This window comes from Nocardia sp. NPDC004151 (genome assembly GCF_042874235.1).
GTDB lineage: Bacteria > Actinomycetota > Actinomycetes > Mycobacteriales > Mycobacteriaceae > Nocardia.
Genome location: NZ_JBIAMR010000022.1, coordinates 82195 through 102924, shown reverse-complemented (window position 1 = coordinate 102924; position 20730 = coordinate 82195). Strand labels below are relative to the sequence as shown.

At 70.2% G+C, this 20730-nt stretch carries 17 protein-coding genes; 11 read left to right on the top strand and 6 right to left on the bottom strand.

The genetic code is table 11. The features are described 5' to 3' along the window. Positions 1 to 89: 89 nt before the first annotated feature. The 9 genes from ACFYTS_RS33920 (at position 90) to der (ending at position 10971) form a co-directional block, all read left to right on the top strand. Entirely contained in the window at positions 90 to 1817 is a 1728-nt protein-coding gene (locus ACFYTS_RS33920) for a CTP synthase (protein WP_357287034.1), read from the top strand. A 417-nt stretch (positions 1818 to 2234) separates the two neighbouring features. Continuing rightward, positions 2235 to 2888, top strand: coding sequence for an NUDIX hydrolase (locus ACFYTS_RS33915; protein ID WP_357287036.1), 654 nt, complete (start codon positions 2235 to 2237; stop codon positions 2886 to 2888). 78 nt (positions 2889 to 2966) lie between these two features. Beyond that, complete coding sequence (xerD, locus tag ACFYTS_RS33910) at positions 2967 to 3887, top strand: site-specific tyrosine recombinase XerD (RefSeq protein WP_387309390.1); 921 nt, start codon at positions 2967 to 2969, stop codon at positions 3885 to 3887. Positions 3888 to 4405: 518 nt separating this feature from the next. After that, entirely contained in the window at positions 4406 to 5302 is an 897-nt protein-coding gene (locus ACFYTS_RS33905) for a ParA family protein (protein WP_357287237.1), read from the top strand. A gap of 254 nt (positions 5303 to 5556) precedes the next feature. Next, positions 5557 to 6420, top strand: coding sequence for a segregation/condensation protein A (locus ACFYTS_RS33900; protein WP_357287240.1), 864 nt, complete (start codon positions 5557 to 5559; stop codon positions 6418 to 6420). Positions 6421 to 6812: 392 nt separating this feature from the next. Then, positions 6813 to 7433: an SMC-Scp complex subunit ScpB gene (scpB, locus tag ACFYTS_RS33895; protein ID WP_357287243.1), complete on the top strand. Its 621-nt coding sequence runs from the start codon at positions 6813 to 6815 to the stop codon at positions 7431 to 7433. 576 nt (positions 7434 to 8009) lie between these two features. Then, positions 8010 to 8825 carry a pseudouridine synthase gene (locus ACFYTS_RS33890; RefSeq protein WP_357287042.1) on the top strand — a complete coding sequence of 272 codons (816 nt, stop codon included), beginning with the start codon at positions 8010 to 8012 and terminating at the stop codon, positions 8823 to 8825. Positions 8826 to 8830: 5 nt separating this feature from the next. Continuing rightward, the gene (gene cmk, locus ACFYTS_RS33885) at positions 8831 to 9559 is read left to right on the top strand and encodes a (d)CMP kinase (RefSeq protein ID WP_357287045.1); all 729 of its coding nucleotides are present in this window, start codon (positions 8831 to 8833) and stop codon (positions 9557 to 9559) included. Next, a complete protein-coding gene (gene der / locus ACFYTS_RS33880; RefSeq protein ID WP_357287047.1) occupies positions 9556 to 10971 on the top strand; it encodes a ribosome biogenesis GTPase Der in 1416 nt (471 codons plus the stop codon). Before cmk ends, der begins: the two co-directional genes overlap by 4 nt. Before the next feature lie 63 nt (positions 10972 to 11034). On the opposite strand, the gene ACFYTS_RS33875 is transcribed toward der, so the two are convergent. Then, positions 11035 to 11787: an SDR family oxidoreductase gene (locus ACFYTS_RS33875; protein WP_357287050.1), complete on the bottom strand. Its 753-nt coding sequence runs from the start codon at positions 11785 to 11787 to the stop codon at positions 11035 to 11037. 109 nt (positions 11788 to 11896) lie between these two features. Next, positions 11897 to 12520 (bottom strand): hypothetical protein, encoded by a 624-nt coding sequence (locus ACFYTS_RS33870; protein ID WP_357287052.1) that lies wholly within the window; start codon positions 12518 to 12520, stop codon positions 11897 to 11899. Between the two features lie 282 nt (positions 12521 to 12802). Here ACFYTS_RS33870 and ACFYTS_RS33865 point away from each other — a divergent pair, with 282 nt between their 5' ends. Beyond that, positions 12803 to 15058 carry a bifunctional serine/threonine-protein kinase/ABC transporter substrate-binding protein gene (locus tag ACFYTS_RS33865; protein WP_387309389.1) on the top strand — a complete coding sequence of 752 codons (2256 nt, stop codon included), beginning with the start codon at positions 12803 to 12805 and terminating at the stop codon, positions 15056 to 15058. Here ACFYTS_RS33865 and ACFYTS_RS33860 read toward each other — a convergent pair. Both ACFYTS_RS33860 and ACFYTS_RS33855 read right to left on the bottom strand, forming a co-directional pair. Next, positions 15055 to 16359: a hypothetical protein gene (locus ACFYTS_RS33860; RefSeq protein WP_387309388.1), complete on the bottom strand. Its 1305-nt coding sequence runs from the start codon at positions 16357 to 16359 to the stop codon at positions 15055 to 15057. The genes ACFYTS_RS33865 and ACFYTS_RS33860 overlap by 4 nt on opposite strands. Positions 16360 to 16445: 86 nt before the next feature. Further along, entirely contained in the window at positions 16446 to 17333 is an 888-nt protein-coding gene (locus tag ACFYTS_RS33855) for a LysR family transcriptional regulator (RefSeq protein ID WP_357287061.1), read from the bottom strand. A gap of 335 nt (positions 17334 to 17668) precedes the next feature. Here ACFYTS_RS33855 and ACFYTS_RS33850 point away from each other — a divergent pair, with 335 nt between their 5' ends. Next, a complete protein-coding gene (locus ACFYTS_RS33850; RefSeq protein ID WP_387309400.1) occupies positions 17669 to 18931 on the top strand; it encodes an MFS transporter in 1263 nt (420 codons plus the stop codon). Here the strand turns inward: ACFYTS_RS33850 and ACFYTS_RS33845 are convergent. Continuing rightward, positions 18902 to 19849 (bottom strand): alpha/beta hydrolase family esterase, encoded by a 948-nt coding sequence (locus tag ACFYTS_RS33845; protein ID WP_387309387.1) that lies wholly within the window; start codon positions 19847 to 19849, stop codon positions 18902 to 18904. The genes ACFYTS_RS33850 and ACFYTS_RS33845 overlap by 30 nt on opposite strands. Before the next feature lie 117 nt (positions 19850 to 19966). After that, positions 19967 to 20692 carry a TetR/AcrR family transcriptional regulator gene (locus ACFYTS_RS33840; RefSeq protein ID WP_357287069.1) on the bottom strand — a complete coding sequence of 242 codons (726 nt, stop codon included), beginning with the start codon at positions 20690 to 20692 and terminating at the stop codon, positions 19967 to 19969. Between the last annotated feature and the right edge of the window lie 38 nt (positions 20693 to 20730).

Sequence of the window (20730 nt, the reverse complement as noted above, 5' to 3'; positions counted from 1 at the left end):
CCGCGACACGCGGAACCGAGTCGATCGCGGGCAACCGAACACGCGTGGCATGCGATCAGCCTCCACAATCCGTGTTACCGTGAAGACCCGTGGGTAATTCACGGATTCCGGCGCGCGCGGCCACGAAACACATCTTCGTCAGCGGCGGTGTCGCCTCTTCACTCGGTAAGGGTTTGACCGCCTCCAGCCTCGGTCAGCTGCTGACGTCGCGCGGTCTGCGCGTCACGATGCAGAAGCTGGATCCGTACCTGAACGTCGATCCCGGCACCATGAACCCCTTCCAGCACGGTGAGGTGTTCGTGACCGAGGACGGCGCGGAGACGGACCTCGACGTCGGCCACTACGAACGGTTCCTGGACCGCGATCTGTCCGGGGACGCCAATGTCACCACCGGCCAGGTGTACTCGAAGGTGATCGCCAAGGAGCGTCGCGGCGAGTATCTCGGCGACACCGTGCAGGTGATCCCGCACATCACCGACGAGATCAAGAGCCGCATCCTCGCGATGACCGGTCCCGATCTGCACGGGCAGGCGCCCGATGTGGTGATCACCGAAATCGGTGGCACCGTCGGTGATATCGAGTCGCAGCCGTTCCTCGAGGCGGCGCGTCAGATCCGCCACGAGGTGGGTCGCGACAACTGCTTCTTCCTGCACGTCACGCTGGTGCCCTACCTGGGCCCGTCCGGTGAGCTCAAGACCAAGCCGACCCAGCACTCGGTGGCGGCGCTGCGCAATATCGGTATTCAGCCCGACGCGCTGATCCTGCGCTGCGACCGCGATGTGCCGCAGCCGCTGAAGAACAAGATCGCGCTCATGTGCGACGTGGATGTGGACGCCTGCATCTCGACGCCGGACGCGCCGTCGATCTACGACATTCCGAAGGTTCTGCACCGGGAGGGCTTGGACGCGTACGTGGTCCGCAAGCTCGGGCTGCCCTTCCGCGACGTGGACTGGACGGTTTGGGGCGATCTGCTGGACCGCGTGCACAACCCGCGCGAAGAGGTCACCGTCGCGCTGGTCGGCAAGTACGTGGACCTGCCCGACGCCTACCTGTCGGTCACCGAGGCGCTGCGCGCGGGCGGTTTCGCCTCGCGGGCCAAGGTGAACATCCGCTGGGTGCAGTCCGACGAGTGTGAGACCGAGGCCGGCGCCCGCTCGCACCTCGCCGATGTCGACGCGATCCTGATCCCCGGCGGCTTCGGCATCCGCGGCATCGAGGGCAAGGTGGGCGCCATCCGCTTCGCTCGCGAGCACAAGATTCCGCTGCTGGGCCTGTGCCTGGGCCTGCAGTGCGTGGTCATCGAGGCGGCGCGCTCGGTGGGCATGAAGGACGCCAACTCGGCGGAGTTCGAGCCCGACACCAAGTTCCCCGTCATCTCGACCATGGCCGATCAGGAGCAGATCGTGGCCGGTGAGGCCGACCTGGGCGGCACCATGCGTCTCGGCGCGTATCCGGCTGTGCTGCAGAAGGATTCGCTGGTCGCGCAGGCCTACGGTGAGACCGAGGTCTCCGAGCGGCACCGCCACCGTTACGAGGTCAACAACACCTACCGTGACAAGATCGCCAAGAGCGGCCTGAAGTTCAGCGGCACCTCCCCGAACGGCCACCTGGTCGAGTTCGTGGAATACCCGCAGAACCAGCACCCGTTCCTGGTCGCCACCCAGGCGCACCCGGAACTCAAGTCCCGCCCGACCCGCCCGCACCCGCTGTTCGCGGCGCTCATCTCGGCGGCGCTGGATTACAAGGCCGCCGAACGCCTCCCGGTCGAGATCCCGGCCGAGGCCCCCGCACCGGAAGCGGAGAAGGTCTCCAAGTAGTTCTCCGCCGAGGCTGAAAGCCCGAAACCGCCCGAGCGCCCAGCGCGCCGGGCGGTTTCGCATGTCGGCAGCTGCCCGAGATAGGGGAGCGCTGTCCGCCCTGGCACCGGCCCTCCTATTCGGCGTGGTGAGGGCTTGCCGCCTCGTGGACGGGCAGTCCCGCCCGAGAACGGCCGGTCGCACGGCCGCATCGACCTGGTCGGCCACGACTCGACGCCCGTTCGGCGGTGGCGTGCACCCGGCGTCGGGTGTGTGGCGCGCACTGGGGGTGGCGGCCGTCGCCGGGCGGGGTGTGTGGCATGCCGCGTCCGGGCGGTGGTAGTCGCCACGGGGTGGGGGTGTGGCAGGTACCACGGCCGCGTCGGCGGCAGGCCGGGTGTGTCCTGGCGGCACGGTGATTCGCGCTACGGTTCTCGGATGACGTCCTCCGGTCCGGTTCCCGGTTCACACGAATTCGATGTTCTGTCCAGTCGCACCGTGTATTCGGGAGCGATTCTCGCGCTGCGGCTGGACCAGGTGGTCATGCCCGGCGGCAAGGTGGCCGAGCGGGAGGTGATCGAGCACCACGGGGCGGTCGCGGTGGCGGCGCTCGACGAGGACGAGAATCTGGTGCTGATCAATCAGTATCGGCATCCGATCGGGCGGCGGTTGCTGGAATTGCCCGCCGGATTGCTGGACAAGCAGGGGGAGGATCCGCTGGAGGCGGCCAAGCGGGAGCTGGCCGAGGAGACGGGGCTGGCGGCGCGGGAGTGGGCGGTGCTGGTGGATGTGGCGCTGTCGCCGGGGTTCACCGATGAGGCGCTGCGGGTGTATCTCGCCACCGGGCTGTACGAAACCGACCGGCCTGACCCGGAAATGGAGGAGGCCGACCTCCAATTGCTGCGGATGCCCTTGGCGGAGGCCGTGCAGGCCGCGCTGGCGGGGGAGATCACCAATGCCACCGCGGTCGCCGGAGTCACCGCGCTGATGACGGCTCGGGCCACCGGGGCCGTGCTGCGCCCCGCGGACGCGCCGTGGCCCGGCATGCCGACCGCCTTCCTGGACCGTAAGGCACGGGGGCACGCGGAGTAGATCCCGATTAGGAAACTTGTTCTGTTTGCCGGGGTTTGGCTGGGGAGTTCGTCGGTGGCTGCTGCAATGATGTGACCCGTGCTGAAGCGGCAGATCGACGCGTACCTCGACCATCTGGCGGTCGAGCGCGGCGCCGCGCGCAATACGCTCAGCGCCTACCGCCGCGATCTGGGACGATACCGGCACTTCCTGTCCGAGCGCGGGGTGGAAACGCTTGCGCGCGTGGCTGAATCGGACATAGCCGACTACATGGTGTCGCTGCGGTCCGGCGACGCCGAGCATCCGGCGCTGGCGGCGTCCTCGGCGTCGCGGGCCCTGGTCGCGGTGCGTGGGCTGCACCGGTTCGCGACGGCGGAGGGGATCACCGACGCGGATGTGGCGCATCCGGTGAAGCCGCCGACGCCCGCCCGCAGGCTGCCGAAAGCCCTTCCTTACGAACAGATCTCGCGGCTGCTCGACGCGGCCGGCGGCGACATCGCCGACGGTCCGCGCGGGCTGCGGGACCGGGCCCTGCTGGAGTTGCTGTACTCCACGGGCGCGCGCATCTCCGAAATCGTCGGCCTGGACGTGGACGACATCGACACCGCCGAGCGCGCGGTCGTGCTGCGCGGCAAGGGCGGCAAACAGCGCATGGTCCCGATCGGCCGTCCCGCCCTGGCCGCCCTGGACAACTACCTGGTCCGCGGCCGCCCCGATCTCTCCGCGCGTGGCCGCGGCAACAGCGCCCTGTTCCTCAACCACCGCGGCGGCCGGCTGTCCCGCCAGACCGCTTGGCAGGTCCTGCAATCCGCGGCCGAGCGCGCGGGGATCGCGGCGCAGGTGTCGCCGCACACCCTGCGCCACTCGTTCGCGACCCACCTGCTCGACGGCGGCGCGGATGTCCGGGTCGTGCAGGAACTGCTGGGCCACGCCTCGGTGACCACCACGCAGATCTACACCCAGGTCACGGTCGGCACGCTCCACGAGGTCTGGGCGACCGCGCATCCGCGCGCCCGGTGAGAGTGCCGTGGGGTCCCGGAAGCCGTGGGTCTCGAAAGGCATTGTCGCCCCGAGGCTCTCCCGCCCGGTCCGCGGTCCGGGCGCGCCGGCACGCACGGGATGTCACTCGTGGACGCCCACGGGCGCCGGTGAGACCGCGTTGTCCTCAACCGGACTCCACCGACCGGGCTCGCGGCGCAGTTGCGCCATACCCGTATCCTCCAATTCCGCCGATTCCGGTTTATCCGGTGCTTCGGGCGCGGAACATGACCCTGAACCCGTAACCTGCTGTGCCACAGTGCAACGAGACGTCCCGGACCGGTCCTCGGCCTGGGTCGGGCGTCTGCACCGGGTCTGAAGTGCAGGTTTAGGGTGCGTGTCCGAACGTTGGTCTCGCGCGAACAGGCGGTAGCGTCTAGGAGGAACCCGATCGCACACGCGGCCGGGTGCTTCGTCCATTCCAGGCCGGTGGGCGGGGCAAGGGCAGGAACGTCGAAGGAGCAGCGGACGTGACGACTACCGGTGGTGCGGGCCAGCGGATCGAAACCGCCGCGCAAACACTGTGGGAGGCACCCGATGTGGTGTCCGACGGCAAAGAGGTCGGTCCCACCGGACGCCCGCTGCGCGAGATTCCCGAACCGCCCGAACCGGACCACACCGGCCCCGCGCTGATCGTCGCCATGTGCAATCAGAAGGGCGGAGTCGGCAAGACCACCTCGACCATCAATCTCGGTGCGGCGCTGGCGGAATACGGGCGCAAGGTGCTGCTGGTGGACCTGGATCCGCAGGGCGCGCTGTCGGCGGGACTCGGTGTGGCGCATCACGATCTGAACGTGACCGTGCACAACCTGCTGGTCGGTCCCGGCAAGGTGAATCCCGACGACGTGCTGATGAACACCAAGGTCGACGGCATGGATCTGCTGCCCAGCAATATCGACCTCTCGGCCGCGGAGATCCAGCTCGTCAACGAGGTCGGCCGCGAGCAGACCCTGGGTCGCGCCCTGGCGCCGCTGCGCGACCGCTACGACTACATCCTCATCGACTGCCAGCCGTCGCTGGGCCTGCTCACCGTGAACGCCCTGGCCTGCGCCGACGGCGTCATCATCCCGATGGAATGCGAGTACTTCTCGCTGCGCGGACTGGCCCTGCTCAACGACACCGTGGAGAAGGTGCGGGACCGGCTGAACCCGGAGCTGATCCTGTACGGCATCGTGGTCACCATGTTCGATGCCCGCCTATTGCATTCGCGCCAGGTCATGACGCGCGTGGTCGAGGTGTTCGGCGACCTCGTGTACGACACCGTGATCTCGCGGACCGTCCGCTTCCCCGACGCCAGCGTCGCGGGTGAGCCCATCACCACGTGGGCGCCGAAATCCGGTGGCGCGGAAGCCTATCGGGCCATGGCCCGGGAAGTCATCCAGCGGTCGGGCCGTTGAACGATCCTCTCGACTCGGCGTCCGGCCACGACCCCGCGGACGCGGATACGAGCATGCCCGGGGACGGGTCGCCCGTCTTGAGCGATATCGTCGGCGCTGGTGAGGACGTTGCCGGTGCGGACCTCGTCGATGCGGACCTGGCCGGGCAGGACCCGGCCGGTGTCGTCGCGGACATCGCCGGGGCCGGCGCGAACGCCGACAGCGCGACCGCGCCGGGTTCGTCGGTGGTGTCCGATATCGCCGGGTCCGGCGCTGTGGCGGCGGACGTCGCTACGGCATCCGAAAGTTCGGACAATGCGGGCAAATTCCACCTGAAGCTGGCCAACTTCGAGGGCCCCTTCGATCTGCTGCTGCAACTGATCAGTTCGCGACGCCTGGATGTCACCGAGATCTCGCTGCACAAGGTGACCGACGAGTTCATCGCCCACACCAAGGCACTCACCGCCCGTCTGTCCGAGGTGAAGGGCCTGCGGGCGGACAAGGTCCTGGACCAGACCACCGAATTCCTGCTCATCGCCGCCACCCTGCTGGATCTGAAGGCGGCCCGGCTGCTGCCCTCGGGCGAGGTGTCCGACGAGGAAGACCTGGAGTTGCTGGAGGCGCGCGACCTGCTCTTCGCCCGGCTGCTGCAGTACCGCGCGTTCAAGCAGGTCGCGGAACTGCTGGGCGAGCTGGAGGCGGCGGCGCTGCAACGGTATCCGCGCGCGGTGTCGCTGGAGGAGCGGTATCTGGCGCTGTTGCCCGAGGTTACGCTGGGGGTGGACGCCGCGGGATTCGCGGAGGTCGCGGCCACCGTGTTCCGGCCGCGTCCGCGACCGCGGGTGGGGCTGGATCACATCCACGCCCACGCCATCTCGATCGCCGAGCAGGCCGCGCTCGTGCTGGAGATGCTCAAGAACGCGGGCGCGGGCGGCTGGACGACCTTCCACGAACTCTGCGCCGACTGCGAGCTGCCGATTCAGATCGTGGCCCGCTTCCTCGCGCTGCTCGAGCTCTACCGCGGCAAGACCATCGAGTTCGACCAGCCCGACCCGCTGGGCCCGCTGTCCGTCAGCTGGATCGGCGAGCTCGAGGACCAACCCGCCCAACCGGTGACGATTGAAGAGGACTACGGGTGACCGAGGTGCACAACATGGATGACGACGTGCAGGACCAGCTCGCCGGCAGCCAGCCCGCACCCCGGCCGACCCTGGCCGAGCAGATCATCGCCGAAGCGGCCGCGGCCGCCAAGGCCCGCGCGGCCGGACCGGATGCGGCCGGGTCCGAGGCCGCCGCCGAACCCGCGTCCGAGGCTGCCGTCGAGACCACCGAGTCCGCGCCGGACGCCGAAATCACCGCGACAGCGGTCGAAATCACACCGGGCGAGGCCGAAATCACAGCGCCCCGGCATGCGGTCACATCGGCTGCGAACGAAGTCACAGTGCCCGACGCCGAAGCGGCGGATACGGGGGCGGTTGCCGCGCCGCCCGCTCTTGCGGTCGATCCGCAGGAGTTCGACGACGAGGACGAGCTGTCGGAGGCGGAGTTCCGGTCCGCGCTGGAGGCCATGTTGCTGGTGGTCGACGCGCCCGCGCCGACGGAACTGCTGGCCTCGGCATTGCGGGATCACCCGGTCCGGGTCGAGGCGGCGCTGCGGGAGATGTCGGCGGAGTTGACCGCGCGGCGCAGTGGCATGGATCTCAGGTTCGTCGGCGACGGCTGGCGGTACTACACGCGGACGGAATTCGCTCCCTATGTGGAACGTATGCTGTTGGACGGCGCACGATCGAAACTGACTCGCGCGGCTTTGGAAACCATGGCGGTGATCGCGTACCGTCAACCGGTTACCCGAGCACGCGTGAGCGCGGTGCGCGGCGTGAACGTGGATGGCGTGATCAGGACCCTGCTGGCGCGGGGGCTGATCGCGGAGGCCGGAGCGGACCCGGAGACCAACGGCACTCTGTACATCACCACCGAGCTGTTCCTGGAACGGATCGGGCTTGCGTCACTGGCGGATCTGCCGCCGTTGGCCCCGCTGCTCCCGGGCGTCGATCTGATCGACGAGATCAACGAGAGCTTGGAGACCGACCCCCGGTACACCAGGCTGAAGAAACCGGCCGAGGCGGATATCGACCTCGGCACCGAAGACTGAAACTAGGACAACGTGAATACACCCGCTCGCCGAGATGGCACACCGGATCGTAGGAAACGTGGCAGCGAACCGCCCCGCGGCGGTTCCCGCGCCGCCCGAGGCCGGACCGGAGACGACCGGTCCGCTGCCGGCGGCACTTCTTATGACGGAGCCCGTGGCGGCTCCACGTCGCGCGGCTCGCGCGGCGACTCGCCCTCCTGGGGTGGCAATTCCCGCGGTGACTCCCGCGGCGGTTCGGGTTCGTACGGCCGTGACTCGGATCGTTCGCGTGGTGGTGCTGGTTCGTATGGTCGTGATTCCGATCGTTCGCGTGGTGGTGCTGGTTCGTATGGTCGTGATTCCGATCGTTCGCGTGGCGGTTCCGCTCCCCGCGGCGAAAGCCAGTGGGGCGCAAGCGGTTCCCGCGGCGGCGCGCCCGCTCGCGGCGGCTCGGGCTCCGGCGGCCAGAGCGGTAACTCCGCGCGCGGCAACCAGTCTCGCGGTATCGGCGGCGGTCGCCCGCTGGCCCCGCACACCTCGCCGAACACCGCCGGCAAGAAGAAGACCCCCAAGCCGGAGCGCAAGACCGTCGCGCCCGTGCTGATCAGCAATGCCAAGCCCGCCCGGCACCAGCACGTGGACTTCGAGGAGCGGACTCCGAAGAAGCTGCCGTGGGGTGAGGGTGAGCGCCTGCAGAAGGTCCTCGCCAAGGCCGGTGTGGCCTCGCGTCGCGTGGCCGAGGACATGATCGACGCCGGTCGCATCGAGGTGGACGGCAAGATCGTGCGCGAGCAGGGTCTGCGCATCGATCCCGAGACCGCGGTGGTCCGGGTCGACGGCGTGCGCGTGGTGATCCGCTCCGAGCAGGTGTACCTGGCGCTGAACAAGCCCAAGGGCTGGCAGTCGACCATGTCCGACGAGATGGGCCGCCCGTGCGTGGGCGATATCGTGGCCGAGCGGATCGCCGCCGGTCAGCGCCTGTTCCATGTCGGCCGCCTGGACGCCGACACCGAGGGCCTGCTGCTGCTCACCAATGACGGTGATCTGGCGCATCGGCTCATGCACCCCTCCTTCGAGGTGTCCAAGACCTACCTGGCCACCGTGAACGGCGAGGTCCGTAATCGTGAGGTCGGCAAGCAGCTCAAGGACGGCGTCGAGCTCGAGGACGGGCCCGCGTCGGTGGACAAGTTCCAGGTGCTCGAGGTCGGCAACGGCAAGTCGCTGGTGAAGGTGGTGCTGCACGAGGGTCGCAAGCACATCGTGCGCCGCCTGCTGGACGCCGTCGGGCATCCGGTGACCGCGCTGGTGCGCACGCACGTCGGGCCGATCGCGCTCGGTGATCAGCGGCCGGGCACGCTGCGCGTGCTGGGCCGGGACGAGGTCGGGAAGCTCTACGAGGCGGTGTCGTTGTGAACGGTGTGGGATCTCTGATCGATGCGGCCGGCGCCCTGACCGGTTCCGCGAAGCTGGTCGTGGCCATGGACGGTCCGTCGGGCACCGGCAAGTCGAGCGTGTCGCGCATGCTGGCGACCCGGCTCGAGGCCAGCTACCTCGACACCGGCGCCATGTACCGGGTGGCGACGCTGCGCGTGCTGCGCAGCGGCGTGGACCTGGACGACGCCTCCGCGATCGCGATCGCGGTGAAGGAACTGCCGCTGACCATCGGCACCGATCCGAGCCGGGAGGTCATCCTGCTCGACGGTGAGGATGTCTCCGGTGAGATCCGCGGCAATGCGGTCACCCAGGCGGTGTCGGCGGTGTCGGCGGTGCCCGAGGTGCGCGAGCAGCTGGTCGCGCTGCAGCGGGAGCTGTCGGCGGCGGCGGGGCGAATCGTGGTGGAGGGCCGGGACATCGGCACCACCGTGCTGCCCGCCGCGGACGTGAAGATCTACCTGACCGCGTCGGCCGAGGCCCGCGCGCAGCGCCGCAACGCGCAGAACATCGCCGAGGGGCGGGGTGACGATTTCGCGGGTGTGCTGGCCGATGTGCAGCGCCGCGACACCCTGGACTCGACGCGCAAGGTGTCGCCGCTGCGTCCCGCCGAGGACGCGGAGCTGGTCGACACCAGCGATCTGAACAAGGACGAGGTCATCGACGAGCTGTATCGCGTGGTGGCCGCACGGATTTCGGCGGGAGGCGCGCAGTGACGCAGGACACCTTCGCCGGCGATGGGATCTGGTCGGACGAATCCGACTGGGATATCGCCGAATTCGAGGGCGAGCAGGACGCCGAGCACGTTCCGCTGCCGACGGTGGCCATTGTCGGCCGCCCCAATGTCGGCAAGTCGACATTGGTGAACCGGATCCTGGGCCGCCGCGAGGCGGTCGTGGAGGACATTCCGGGCGTGACCCGGGACCGGATCTCGTATGAGGCCACCTGGGCCGGGCGCCGATTCCTGGTGCAGGACACCGGCGGCTGGGAGCCCGACGCCAAGGGCCTGCAGCAGTCGGTGGCGCGGCAGGCGCAGGTCGCCATGAACACCGCGGACGCCATCGTGGTGGTGGTGGACGCCACCGTGGGCGCGACCTCGGCGGACGAGGCGGTCGCGAAGACGCTGCGGCGCAGCAAGACTCCGGTCATCCTGGTCGCCAACAAGGTGGACAACCAGAAGCTCGAGGCCGACGCCGCCGAGCTGTGGTCGATGGGTCTCGGTGAGCCGTACATGATCTCGGCCGCGCACGGCCGCGGTACGGGTGATCTGCTCGACATCATTCTCGAGAAGCTGCCCGAGACGCCGCGCGAGGGCACCGGCCTGTCCGGCGGTCCGCGCCGCGTGGCGCTGGTCGGCAAGCCGAACGTGGGCAAGTCGTCGCTGCTGAACCGGCTCGCCGGCGAGGAGCGCTCGGTGGTCCACAATGTCGCGGGCACCACCGTCGACCCGGTCGACTCGCTGGTCGAATTGGGTGGCAAGCCCTGGCGTTTCGTGGATACCGCGGGTCTGCGCCGCAAGGTGAGCAATGCCTCCGGCCACGAGTTCTACGCCTCGCTGCGCACCAAGGGCGCGATCGAGGCGGCCGAGGTGGCGGTCATGCTGATCGACGCCTCGGAGCCGATCACCGAGCAGGACCTGCGGGTGATCTCCATGGTGGCCGAGACCGGCCGCGCCCTGGTGATCGCCTACAACAAGTGGGATCTGGTCGACGAGGATCGGCGCGAGATGCTCGAGCGCGAGATCGACCGTGAGATGGTCCAGGTCCGCTGGGCCCAGCGCGTCAATATCTCCGCGCACACCGGCCGTGCGGTCCAGAAGCTGGTTCCCGCCATGGAGATCGCGCTGGATTCGTGGGACAAGCGCATCTCCACCGGCCGCCTGAACAACTGGCTCAAGGAGGTCATCGCCGCCACGCCGCCGCCGATGCGCGGCGGCCGCCTCCCGCGAGTCCTGTTCGCCACCCAGGCGTCCACCCGGCCGCCGACGTTCGTGCTCTTCACCACCGGCTTCCTCGAGGCGGGCTACCGCCGCTTCATCGAGCGGAAGCTGCGCGAGGAGTTCAACTTCGACGGTTCTCCGGTCCGGGTCAATGTGCGTGTCCGCGAGAAGCGCGACCGCAAGAAGTAAGCCGACCCACCTCGGCATCGGCCCGGGCGACGGCATCTCCGTCGCCCGGGCCGACTCGTCTGCCTAGAGAGCCATCTTGCCGTTGTCGACGGTGTAGACGGCGCCGTGCACGGCGGAGGCTTCGTCGGAGCAGAGGAAGCTGATGATGTTGGCGACCTGTGCGGGTTCCATGAGGCCGCGGGGGCTGGCGGTCTTCAGGATGAGCTGGTAATCGGGGTCTTCGGGGAAGGTGAAGTTCTCGAGCATCGGCGTGGTCATGCCGCCCGGGCAGACCGCGTTGATGCGGATGCCGGCGCCGTCGAACTCCAGGGCCATGGCCCGGGTGAGGCCGATGAGGCCGTGCTTGGCGGCGCAGTAGCCCGCCGAGTAGGCCTGGCCTTCCACACCCGCGATCGAGGCCACGTTGACGATGCAGCCGGTGCGTTCGAGCAGGTGGGGGAGGGCGGCTCGGGAGAGGAAGAAGGGCGCGCTGAGGTTGACGGCGAGGTCGTGCTGCCATTCGTCGTCGGTGACCTGACCGGTGTGGCGCATGGTGTGCGCGCCCGCGGCGTTGACCAGGATGTCGAGGGCGCCGAAGCGGTCGACGCAGGCTCGCACCACCTGATCGGCCACCGTCGGATCGGCGAGATCGGCGGCGTGCCAGGCGGTTTCGGGTCCGTCGAAGGTGTCCTTCAGGCGCGCCTCGTCTCGGCCGGCGCCCAGCACGCGAGCCCCGCCCGCGATCAGCTGCCGCGCCACGGCCCGGCCCAGGCCGGAGGAGGCTCCGGTCACCACCGCGACCTTGCCGTCGAATCGACCGCCGCCATTGCCCGCCATACCCGTCTCCCATCGATCGCCGGGTGGCCGGAAGCCGCCGCCCGCTGAAACGGGTTCCAAATTAGCCGGGTGGCGCGGCCGGGGCGACCGCGCCATCCGGGGGTGCGGGTCAGACCAGTTCGGGGACGCGGAGGTGGGCGAGGGCCAGTTCGAACTCGGCGACCTCGGTGACGGCGATGCCGGCCTGCTCGGCGGCCCTGGCCCGCATGTCCGCGGCTTCCTGGGCGGTCCGGGCCAAGGCCTCGGCGCTGTCGAAGGTGGCGCAGGAGACGCCGCGCCCGGCGGTGCGATCGACCATCAGGCTGACGCTGCAGAAGCCGTCCATCTGCTCCATGGCGGGCATGGCCATCGAGCGGAAGACATTGATCGCCGAATCGATGCGATCGGCGTCGGCCCGGGTCCAGGTCACGCGGGCGCACGCGCCCTCGTCCGCGTGGTGCAGGCGGTGCAGGGCGACGATCTCCCACTCCTCGATGAGCGGGCCGTCACCGCCGAAGATGTCCCGGGCCCGGTTGCGCAGTTGGCGCACCCGGCTCGCGCTGTCGTGCATCGCGTTCTCGGACTCCCACGCGGTGGTGACGATGCAGCGGCCGGATTCCCGGTCCACCAGCAGCGACAGACCCACCCAGCCGGGCATACCGCCCAACTCGGACATCACTTCATCGCGCATGAAGGCAATCCCGGCATCGATAGAGGACAGCTGCGCCTGAATCGTGTTGGAGCGTGCGTACACGTTCGATCCACCTCCTCGGTTGCGGGGGCGACGCCCGGGGTGACGCCGCCGACGCCTCTCAGCCTGCTCCAGCCCGTTCGCCGTGGCAACACCGGGGCATACCTGGAGCAACCGGACGGGGTGAGGGGCCCCCGCGCCGGGTCGGCTCTCGCGAGGCGCCGGACGGTCGAGTACCCGCGGCCGCGGGCGATGACCCAACCCTCGCGGGGCGGCGTGCGAGCCCGTGCCGAGGAGCTGAGACGGCGGGTCCGAGCGGGTAGGGTTCGGGGGAATGTGCGGGGTGTGAAGGGCCGAATTGTGCGTGCGGGTACGGAATTCGCGGGGTATCTGATCGAGCGGAAGCTCGGTGGGGGCGGGATGGGGGAGGTCTTTCTCGCCCGGCATCCGCGGCTGCCACGGCTGGTGGCGATCAAGGTGCTGGCGCGGGAGCTGGTGACCCAGCTCGAGACTCGGTCCCGATTCGAGCGGGAAGCCGAACTCGTTGCGCGGCTGGATCATCCGAATATCGTGGGCGTGCACGATCGGGGCGTGTCGGGCGGGCGGCTGTGGATCGCCATGCAGTACGTGGACGGCGGCGACGCCTCCGCGCTCGACCCGTTCACCCTGCCCGCCGCCGAGGCCGTGCGGATCATCGGGGAGACGGCCAAGGCGCTGGACTACGCGCATTCGATGGGCGTGATCCATCGGGACGTGAAGCCCGCCAATATCCTGCTCGGTCGCGACGCCGCCGGGCAGGAACGTCGAATTCTGCTGACCGACTTCGGAATCGGGCGGTTGCGCGATGATTCCGCGCAGATCACCCGGACCGGGACACTGGCCGCGACGATCACCTATGCCTCGCCGGAGCAACTGTCGGGGGCCGCGCTGGATCAGCGCTCGGATCAGTATTCGCTGGCCTGCACCCTGTTTCGGCTGTTCACGGGGTCAACGCCGTATCAGGCCGAGACGGCGGCCGCGGTGGTCGCGGGGCATCTGCAGCATCCGGTGCCGAAAGTGACCGATCGGCGGCCCGAGCTGCCCACGGCACTGGACGCGGTGTTCGCGCGGGGACTGGCCAAGCGGCCGGAGGATCGGTTCGATACCTGTCGGGACTTCGCCGACGCTGCGGCGCGGGCGCTTTCGGGTGTCTCGGAGTCGACCGTACCGCCGCTGACGGCGGGAGCGGCGAGGATCGGGCCGACAAGCGCCACCGCCGCGACCGTCGCCATGTCGCCCGGCGGCGACCGCACTGTGCTCGACGACCCGCGACCGCGGCCGGAGCCGGTGACGGCCGCCCGGGTGGGGTCCGGCCGTCGGCTGGCGGTGGGAGTCGGCGCGCTGGTGGTCGCCGTCGCGGCGGCGGCGGGAATCATCTGGGCGGCACAGGGTTCCGGGCGGTCCGGCCTCGCCGGTCCGGCGAGCGTGGCCGGTCCCTACCCGGCCACGTATCCGGGTTTCGTGCCGCTGACCCAGATCGACGGACTCGGCGCCAAGGTGGTCGCGCCGGTGTCGGTGGCCGACCCCGCCAATGACGGCCGTCTGCCGTGCGGCTCGGCGACCATCGCGGCGGCGCTTCCGCTGACCGGCTCGGACGCCGCGCTCGGCCGCACCGTGCTGGGTGCGGTGCGGCTGGCCGTCGATCAGTTCGTGAAGGGCGGAAACCCGCAGGGCGGCAACAAGGTCTGCCCGATCACGGTGCGCGAGTTCGATACCGCCGGGGATCAGGGGAAGGCGGCGCGGGTCGCCGAGCAGATCGCCGCCGACGACTCGGTGGTGGCGGTGATCGGTCCGGCGCTGTCGAAGGAGGTCATGGCCGCCGGGAAGACCTTCGACGCGGCCGGGCTGCCGTTCCTCACCCCGGTCGCGACGAATCCACTGCTGGCGCAGTCGGGGTGGAGCGGTTTCTTCCGCGGCCTGGCCAATGACAATGCCGAGGGCCCGGCGTTGGGTCGATACCTCACCAATACCGCCCGGTTCTCGCGGGTCTGCGTGGTCCGGGACAGCGGAGGTGGGTTCGGGGTGTCGCTGGCGGGCGCGGTGGTGGAGGGCCTCGGCCCGGCCTCGGTGCCGGCCTGCGAGGTCAGCGTCGATCTCGGCGGCGATACCGGGCAGGCCGTGGCCGCCATCGCCGCCGTGAACCCGGACGCGGTGTTCTACGCGGGCTATCCGGCCGCCGCCGCGACCCTGCTGGCGAAGCTTCGGAAAGCCGATGTCACAGCCACTTTCGTACTCGGCGACGGCAGTTACGACCCCGCGTTCAAGTCCGCCGCCGGGTCGGCGGCCACCGGGACCCTGGTGGCGTGTCAGTGCGGGCCCGCCACCCAGCGCTTCCTCGACGAGTATCGCGACGCCACCGGGACCGCCGCGAACCCGTACGCCGTCGAGGCCTACGACCTCACCGCGATCGTGCTGCGGGGCATCGTGTCCGGGCACGGCGGCCGCACCGCATTGCGCGACTACCTGCACGGCTATCACGGCGACGGCCTGGCCCACACGTATGCCTGGTCCACCGGCGGTGAGCCGTCCGAGCCGCGGATCTGGCTGTACCGGGTCGCCTAGTCCGTTCGCTCGGATTCGGGGGCAGGGGGTTTCGGCTGCGACGGCTCGTCGCGTTCCGGCCGCAGGCGGCGCAGCACCAGCATGGCCGCCAGGCATCCGGCGCCCAGGCCGATGGCCGTCCACGCCGCGCGGTCACCGGCCGTGCTGACGCCATCGGGCAGGGACGGCAGCGCGTCGCAGCCCCGGTATTGCAGGGTGAGCGCCGCGGTCGGGACCAGCACGACGCCCAGTGCCAGGACGGTGCTCGCGGCCAGGCGGGTGGTGACCGCGCCGAAGCTGTATCCGGCCAGTCCCGCGTAGAGGCACGCGCCGAGCAGCGCGGCCCACGAATCATGGTGCTGCGCGCCGGAAGCCAGCAGCGCGAAGACCGACAGCCCGATGCTCGCCGCGGCGGCGGCCACCGGCTGCGGGCGGGGCAGCAGGACGCCGGCGAACAGTCCGAGCGCCAGGATCGCGAGCACCGGCGCGAGTTTCCAATGGGCGTGGACGGTCGCGAGGGCGCCGCCGGTCGCGGTGAGCGACACCGCGAGCAGCGTGAGGGTGCCGTCGCGGCCCGGCAGCAACAGGGCCGCGATCAGGGCGGCCGCGACGACCGCGACGAGCCAGGCGGTGATGGCGATCCAGCTGTGGGTGCCCGGGGTGAGGCGTTCGGAGGCCACCGCGATGGTCGTGATCACCACCGCCGCTGCCACGATCGGCGCGAACGGCAGCTGCACCGACGTCGGATGCGTGGTGCTGGTCCGCCCGCAGACCACCGCGCACACCGCGAGCAGCACCGCCGCCAGCACCGCCAGCCAGTCCGGCGGCAGATCCACGAAGGCGCGTTCGAGCACCGACAGGTTCCCGTTCTCGGCGGCGATGGTCTCGATGTGGCGTCCGAGCAGGACACCGGTGAGCCCGCCGAGCAGGTAGCCGACGGCGGGCGGCCGGTACCGCAGTGCCGCCGCCCCGGCCGCGCCGAGCAGCACGCCGCCGGCGAGCGAGTCGAGGAAGTTGGCGGTGGCCAGGGTGGCGGAGCTGGAGGCGACCAGCAGATGGTCGGTGGCGAGGACCAGCGCCGCGCACACGCCGGTGGCCCACGCGGTCCGGTCGCCGAGCATGCGTACGAGCACCGCGGCCACCACGGCGAACACCGCGCCGGTGGCGGTGGCCCGGGGCACGGTGATGGTCAGCACCGTCATCTGCATGACGGACGAGTCGGTGCCGCACCCGGCGTCGTAGGGCACGATCAAGGCCATGCCCGCGACCGCGGCGGCGATGCCTCCGCCCAGTGTGTCGAGGGCCGCGCGATAGCGCTGCACGGGCGGCTCCCTGGAGTCGAAGCGACAGAACAGTTACCGTTCGGCAACCGTAACAGTGCGTGGGCTCGCCGGGACAGTGCGCGGGCTCAGCGGGCGGGGCGGCGAGCCGCCCGGTCCACCGCGAAATCGCGGAACCGGCGTACCGCCTCCGACGGCGTCGCGGTCGCCGACCAGATCAGCCCCACATCGCGTGACGCCCCCGCGTCGGCGAGCGGGACCACGGCCAGGTCCGGCGGCGGCGGTTCCTCGGCGGGCACCAGTGCCACCCCGAGTCCGGCCGCGACCAGTCCGTGCACCGTCACCAGATCACTGGCCTCGAAGGCGATGCGCGGCCGGATCCCGGCCGCCGCGCACAGGTCGTCGAAGATGCGCCGCATCCCGAATCCCGGATGCATGGTGATGAATTCGGCGTCGGCCAGTTCGCTCAGCCGGGTCCGGCGCTGCCCGGCCAGGCGATGATCGGCGGGAACCGCCAGCACCAGCGGCTGATTCAGCAGCATGTGCCACCCGATGCCGGGCTCGCTCGGCCGCGGCGACACCAGCGCCAGATCGGCCTCCCCGTCGAGGACCTGGCGCGTGATCGCCTCGGCCGCGCCCTGGAACAGCCCGAAGTCGACCCGTCCGGCCCCGCGCCGGAATTCGGCGATCAATTCCGGCGCCAGCCGGCTGCCGAAGGAATGCAGGAACGACAGCCGCACCACCCCCTTGGCCGGATTGACCCGGTCGGCGACCGCCTGCTCCCCGGCCCGCAGTTCCGCGCGGGCGCGGCGCGCGTGCTCGTAGTACAGGCGGCCGTACTCGTTGAGCCGGATGCGCTTCCCGTGCCGATCGAACAGGGGAGCGCCCAGCCGCCGCTCCAACCGGGCGAGCATCCGCGACAGCGTCGGCTGGGCCAGATGCAATCGGTCGGCCGCCGCGCTCACGTTCTCGGTTTCGGCGAGTGTCGTGAACCACTCCAGATCCGCGCCGAGCACACCGCCTCCTCGCTATATACCGCCATGGCATGAGCCTGACGACCATCATGCATTTCCGATCTAAGCACCGGTCACGCACCCTGGATCTCGTACCCGATCCATTCTGGGAGGACCCGATGACCAGCGCCGATCAGCGGTTGAGCGCGCGAGGACCGATCGGCGCGCCCACCGGCCCGGCGATCGACGCGCCGGAAGATCCGGAGCTCACGCGTGCGCTCGCTGAGCCGGACGCGCGACTCGCCGCGACGGAACGCGCGGGACTGGCCGCGCCCCCGGCGTCCCATGGCCGCCCACCGGTCCGGCGTGCGACGGACGACGCGGACTCGGCCGGACGGGTGTCCGTGGCGGACCGGGTCGGGGCGGACGGGTCCGCCGAGATCGCCGGAGCCCACGAGAAGCGGGTCACCGTAGCGCTTTTCGCGGCCGGGCTGACCACTTTCGCGGCCATGTACTCCACACAGTCGCTGCTGCCGAGCCTGTCGGCGGCGTTCGGGGTGCCGCCCGCGCACGCGGCGCTGGCGGTGTCGCTGACCACGGGATTCCTTGCGCTGGCGATCATTCCGGTGGGAGTGCTGTCGGCCCGGATCGGCCGCACCCGGGTGCTGATCGGGTCGGCGATGGCGGCCGCGGCGCTCGGGTTGCTGCTGCCGTTGTGCCCGACCATGGACACGCTGCTGGCCGTCCGGGCGGTGCAGGGTGTCGCGCTGGCCGGGGTGCCCGCGGTGGCGATGGCGTATCTGGCCGAGGAGGTCGGCGCGAGCGGGCTGGGTTCGGCGATGGGGGTGTACATCGCGGGGACGAGCATCGGCGGGTTGGCCGGACGCTTGATCCCGTCGCTCACACTCGGGCTGACGTCGTGGCGGTGGGCGGAGCTGACGGTGTCGCTGGCCGTGGCGGCGGGCGCGGTGTGGTTCGCGCGGACCCTGCCCGCCTCACGCGGATTCGCCGCGCGCCCGGCCGGTGTCGGGACCCTGCTCGGCGATCTCGCCCGGCAGGCGCGCGCTCCGCGCCCGGCCGCGCTGTTCGCGCTCGCCTTCCTGCTCATGGGCAGTTTCGTGTCGATCTATAACTACCTCGGCTACCGGCTGACCCACCGCCCCTTCGGTCTGTCCGAGGCGGTGGTCGGACTGGTGTTCGTGCTGTACCTCGCGGGCACCGCGGCCTCGGCCTACGCGGGCCGGCTCGCCGATCGCCGTGGCCACCACCGGATCCTGGTCGTGTCCCTGGCGCTGATGGCGGTCGGCCTGGCCGTGACCATCCCGGATCACCTGAGCACGGTGCTGATCGGCATCCTGCTGCTCACCACGGGATTCTTCGGCGCGCACACCGCGGCCAGCGCCTGGGTCGGCGCGCTGGCCGAGAACCGCGGCGCCGCATCGTCTCTCTACATGTTCGCGTACTACCTGGGCAGTGCGGTGGTCGGCAGCGCGGCCGGGATCGCCTACGCGGCGGGCGGCTGGATCGGCCTGGTGGCCTGTGTGGCAGTGCTTTTCGCGGTCGCCGCGGTGCTCACCGCCACGCTGTCGCCCCGGAGCCCCGCGCGTGCCGGGACCCCGGAGCCGCGGCCGTCAGGGCAGCGGGTTGGCGTTCAGCAGTGACCACATGCGGTTGTTGACGTCGGTCGCGGCCGCCGAGCCCGGGGTGGGCCACAGGTGAGCCTTCGTCGCGTCATCGGTGGTGTGGTACAGCCGGTAGAGCACCTGGGTGCCCGACGCGCACGAGTAGCGCTCGCCCTTCACCACCGCGGTGCCGGTCTCCGAGGCCGGGGTGGCTCCGCAACTGTCCTTGGTGCGCCACAGGTCTCGATGCTGCTCGGCGACGATCTGCCACACGATGGGGTCGTTGTCGTTGAGCATCACGCCGAACGACAGCTTGCGGGTGGTCGGGCAGTCATTGGCGTCCCACGCGCCGCTCGGCCCGGCCCACACCGCGGCCGAGGCGACCAGATCCGAGGCGGAGCACGCCATCCGGGAGGTCATCTGCCCGCCGTTGGAGTGTCCGATGAAGTGCACGCGCTTGGGGTTCACGCAGTAGTCGTCGCCGATGGCGTGGACCAGGCTGCGCAGGAACGGAACGTCGTTGGCGGGGTTGGAGGCGCTGAACTCCCAGGCCCATTTGTCCGCGGCGCCGTCGTTCTTGCCGCCCTGGGGGTAGGCGACGATGAACTTCTTGCTCTGCGCGACCGCGGTCCAGCCGGTGGCGGTTTCGAAGTGCGTCGGGTTGTCCTGGCCGCCGTGCAGCGCGACCACCAGCGGCGCGGCGCCGCTCAGCCCGGACGGCACGAACAGCCGGAAGGGACGGTTGACCCCGTTCTTGTCGGGCAGGGTCAGCGCGAGGGTGCCGCCGGTGGCCGCGCTCGAGCATCCGGCGGGGGAGGGCGGAAGGGGGTCATCACAGGTCAGACCGCACGGGGGCAGGCCGACCGCGTTCGCGGGGGCGGCCGCGACACCGGTCATCGAGAGTGCGAACAGTGCTCCGACCGCGGCCATCGCCAGCGCTCTGAATCCGAGCCTCACTGTAATCACCTGTCTGTCAAGCAGTTTCGTGGGACTGTAGCGACAAGAGATCTTTTCGGTCAGGCTCTCGGGCTGATATAGCTGGAATCTGCTAGGGCGCGGACGTGGGCCGATGGCTTACCGTGCGCCGGTGTTCGCGTCGATGAAGACCTGGTAGCCGTCCAGCAGCCGGTCCAGTGCGAACCCGAAATCGGCTTCCTCCCAGTGCATGTCGTCGCTGTCGAAGGCGCGGTTGGTGAGCGCGCTGGTGACGGCCGGGAAGCGGTCCGGGTCGAGGACGGCGGTGAGGATGCCGGTGTAGTCCTGCTCCTCGGTCTGGCGGATGGCGTCGCGCAGGAACCGGGTGCGGCCGATCACGTAGATCGAGAGATTCACCAGCAGCTGGAGTTTGAGCGACTCGGGGATGCCGACCTCGGTGAGGGCGTTCATGCCGGTCTCGAGCCAGGCCATATTGTTCGGGCCGAGCGGGGGAGTGGTCATGGGGATGTCGAGCCACCAGTCGTGGGCGCGGATGGCGTGGAACTCGGCCCAGGCCCAGGCTTCCAATCCGGCGCGCCAGCCGGCGGGCAGTTCCGGGGTGTGGTCGAAGATCCGGTCGTGCAGCAGCACCACGAGGGTGTCCTTGCTGTCGACGTAGCGGTACAGCGACATGGTCGTGAAGCCGAGCTCCTTCGCGACCCGCGCCATGGACAGCGCCGCGTAGCCCTCGGTGTCGGCGATGGTCATGGCCGTGTCGAGGATCTGCTCGAGGCTCATGCCGCGCCGGGGGCCGCGGCTGCCCGCCTCGTCCAGATCCCAGAGCAGTTTCACCGCTTTGGGCAGGGCTTGCGGCTCGGGCGTCATCGGACCTCCTGTCGTGGTGTCGGTTTCCATCTTGCGGC

Coding starts and splice junctions, on each gene's coding strand:
- ACFYTS_RS33840 (WP_357287069.1), bottom strand. CDS start 20,692: ATGACGCCCGAGCCGCAAGCCCTGCCCAAAGCGGTGAAACTGCTCTGG.
- ACFYTS_RS33875 (WP_357287050.1), bottom strand. CDS start 11,787: ATGGCGGGCAATGGCGGCGGTCGATTCGACGGCAAGGTCGCGGTGGTG.
- ACFYTS_RS33915 (WP_357287036.1), top strand. CDS start 2,235: ATGACGTCCTCCGGTCCGGTTCCCGGTTCACACGAATTCGATGTTCTG.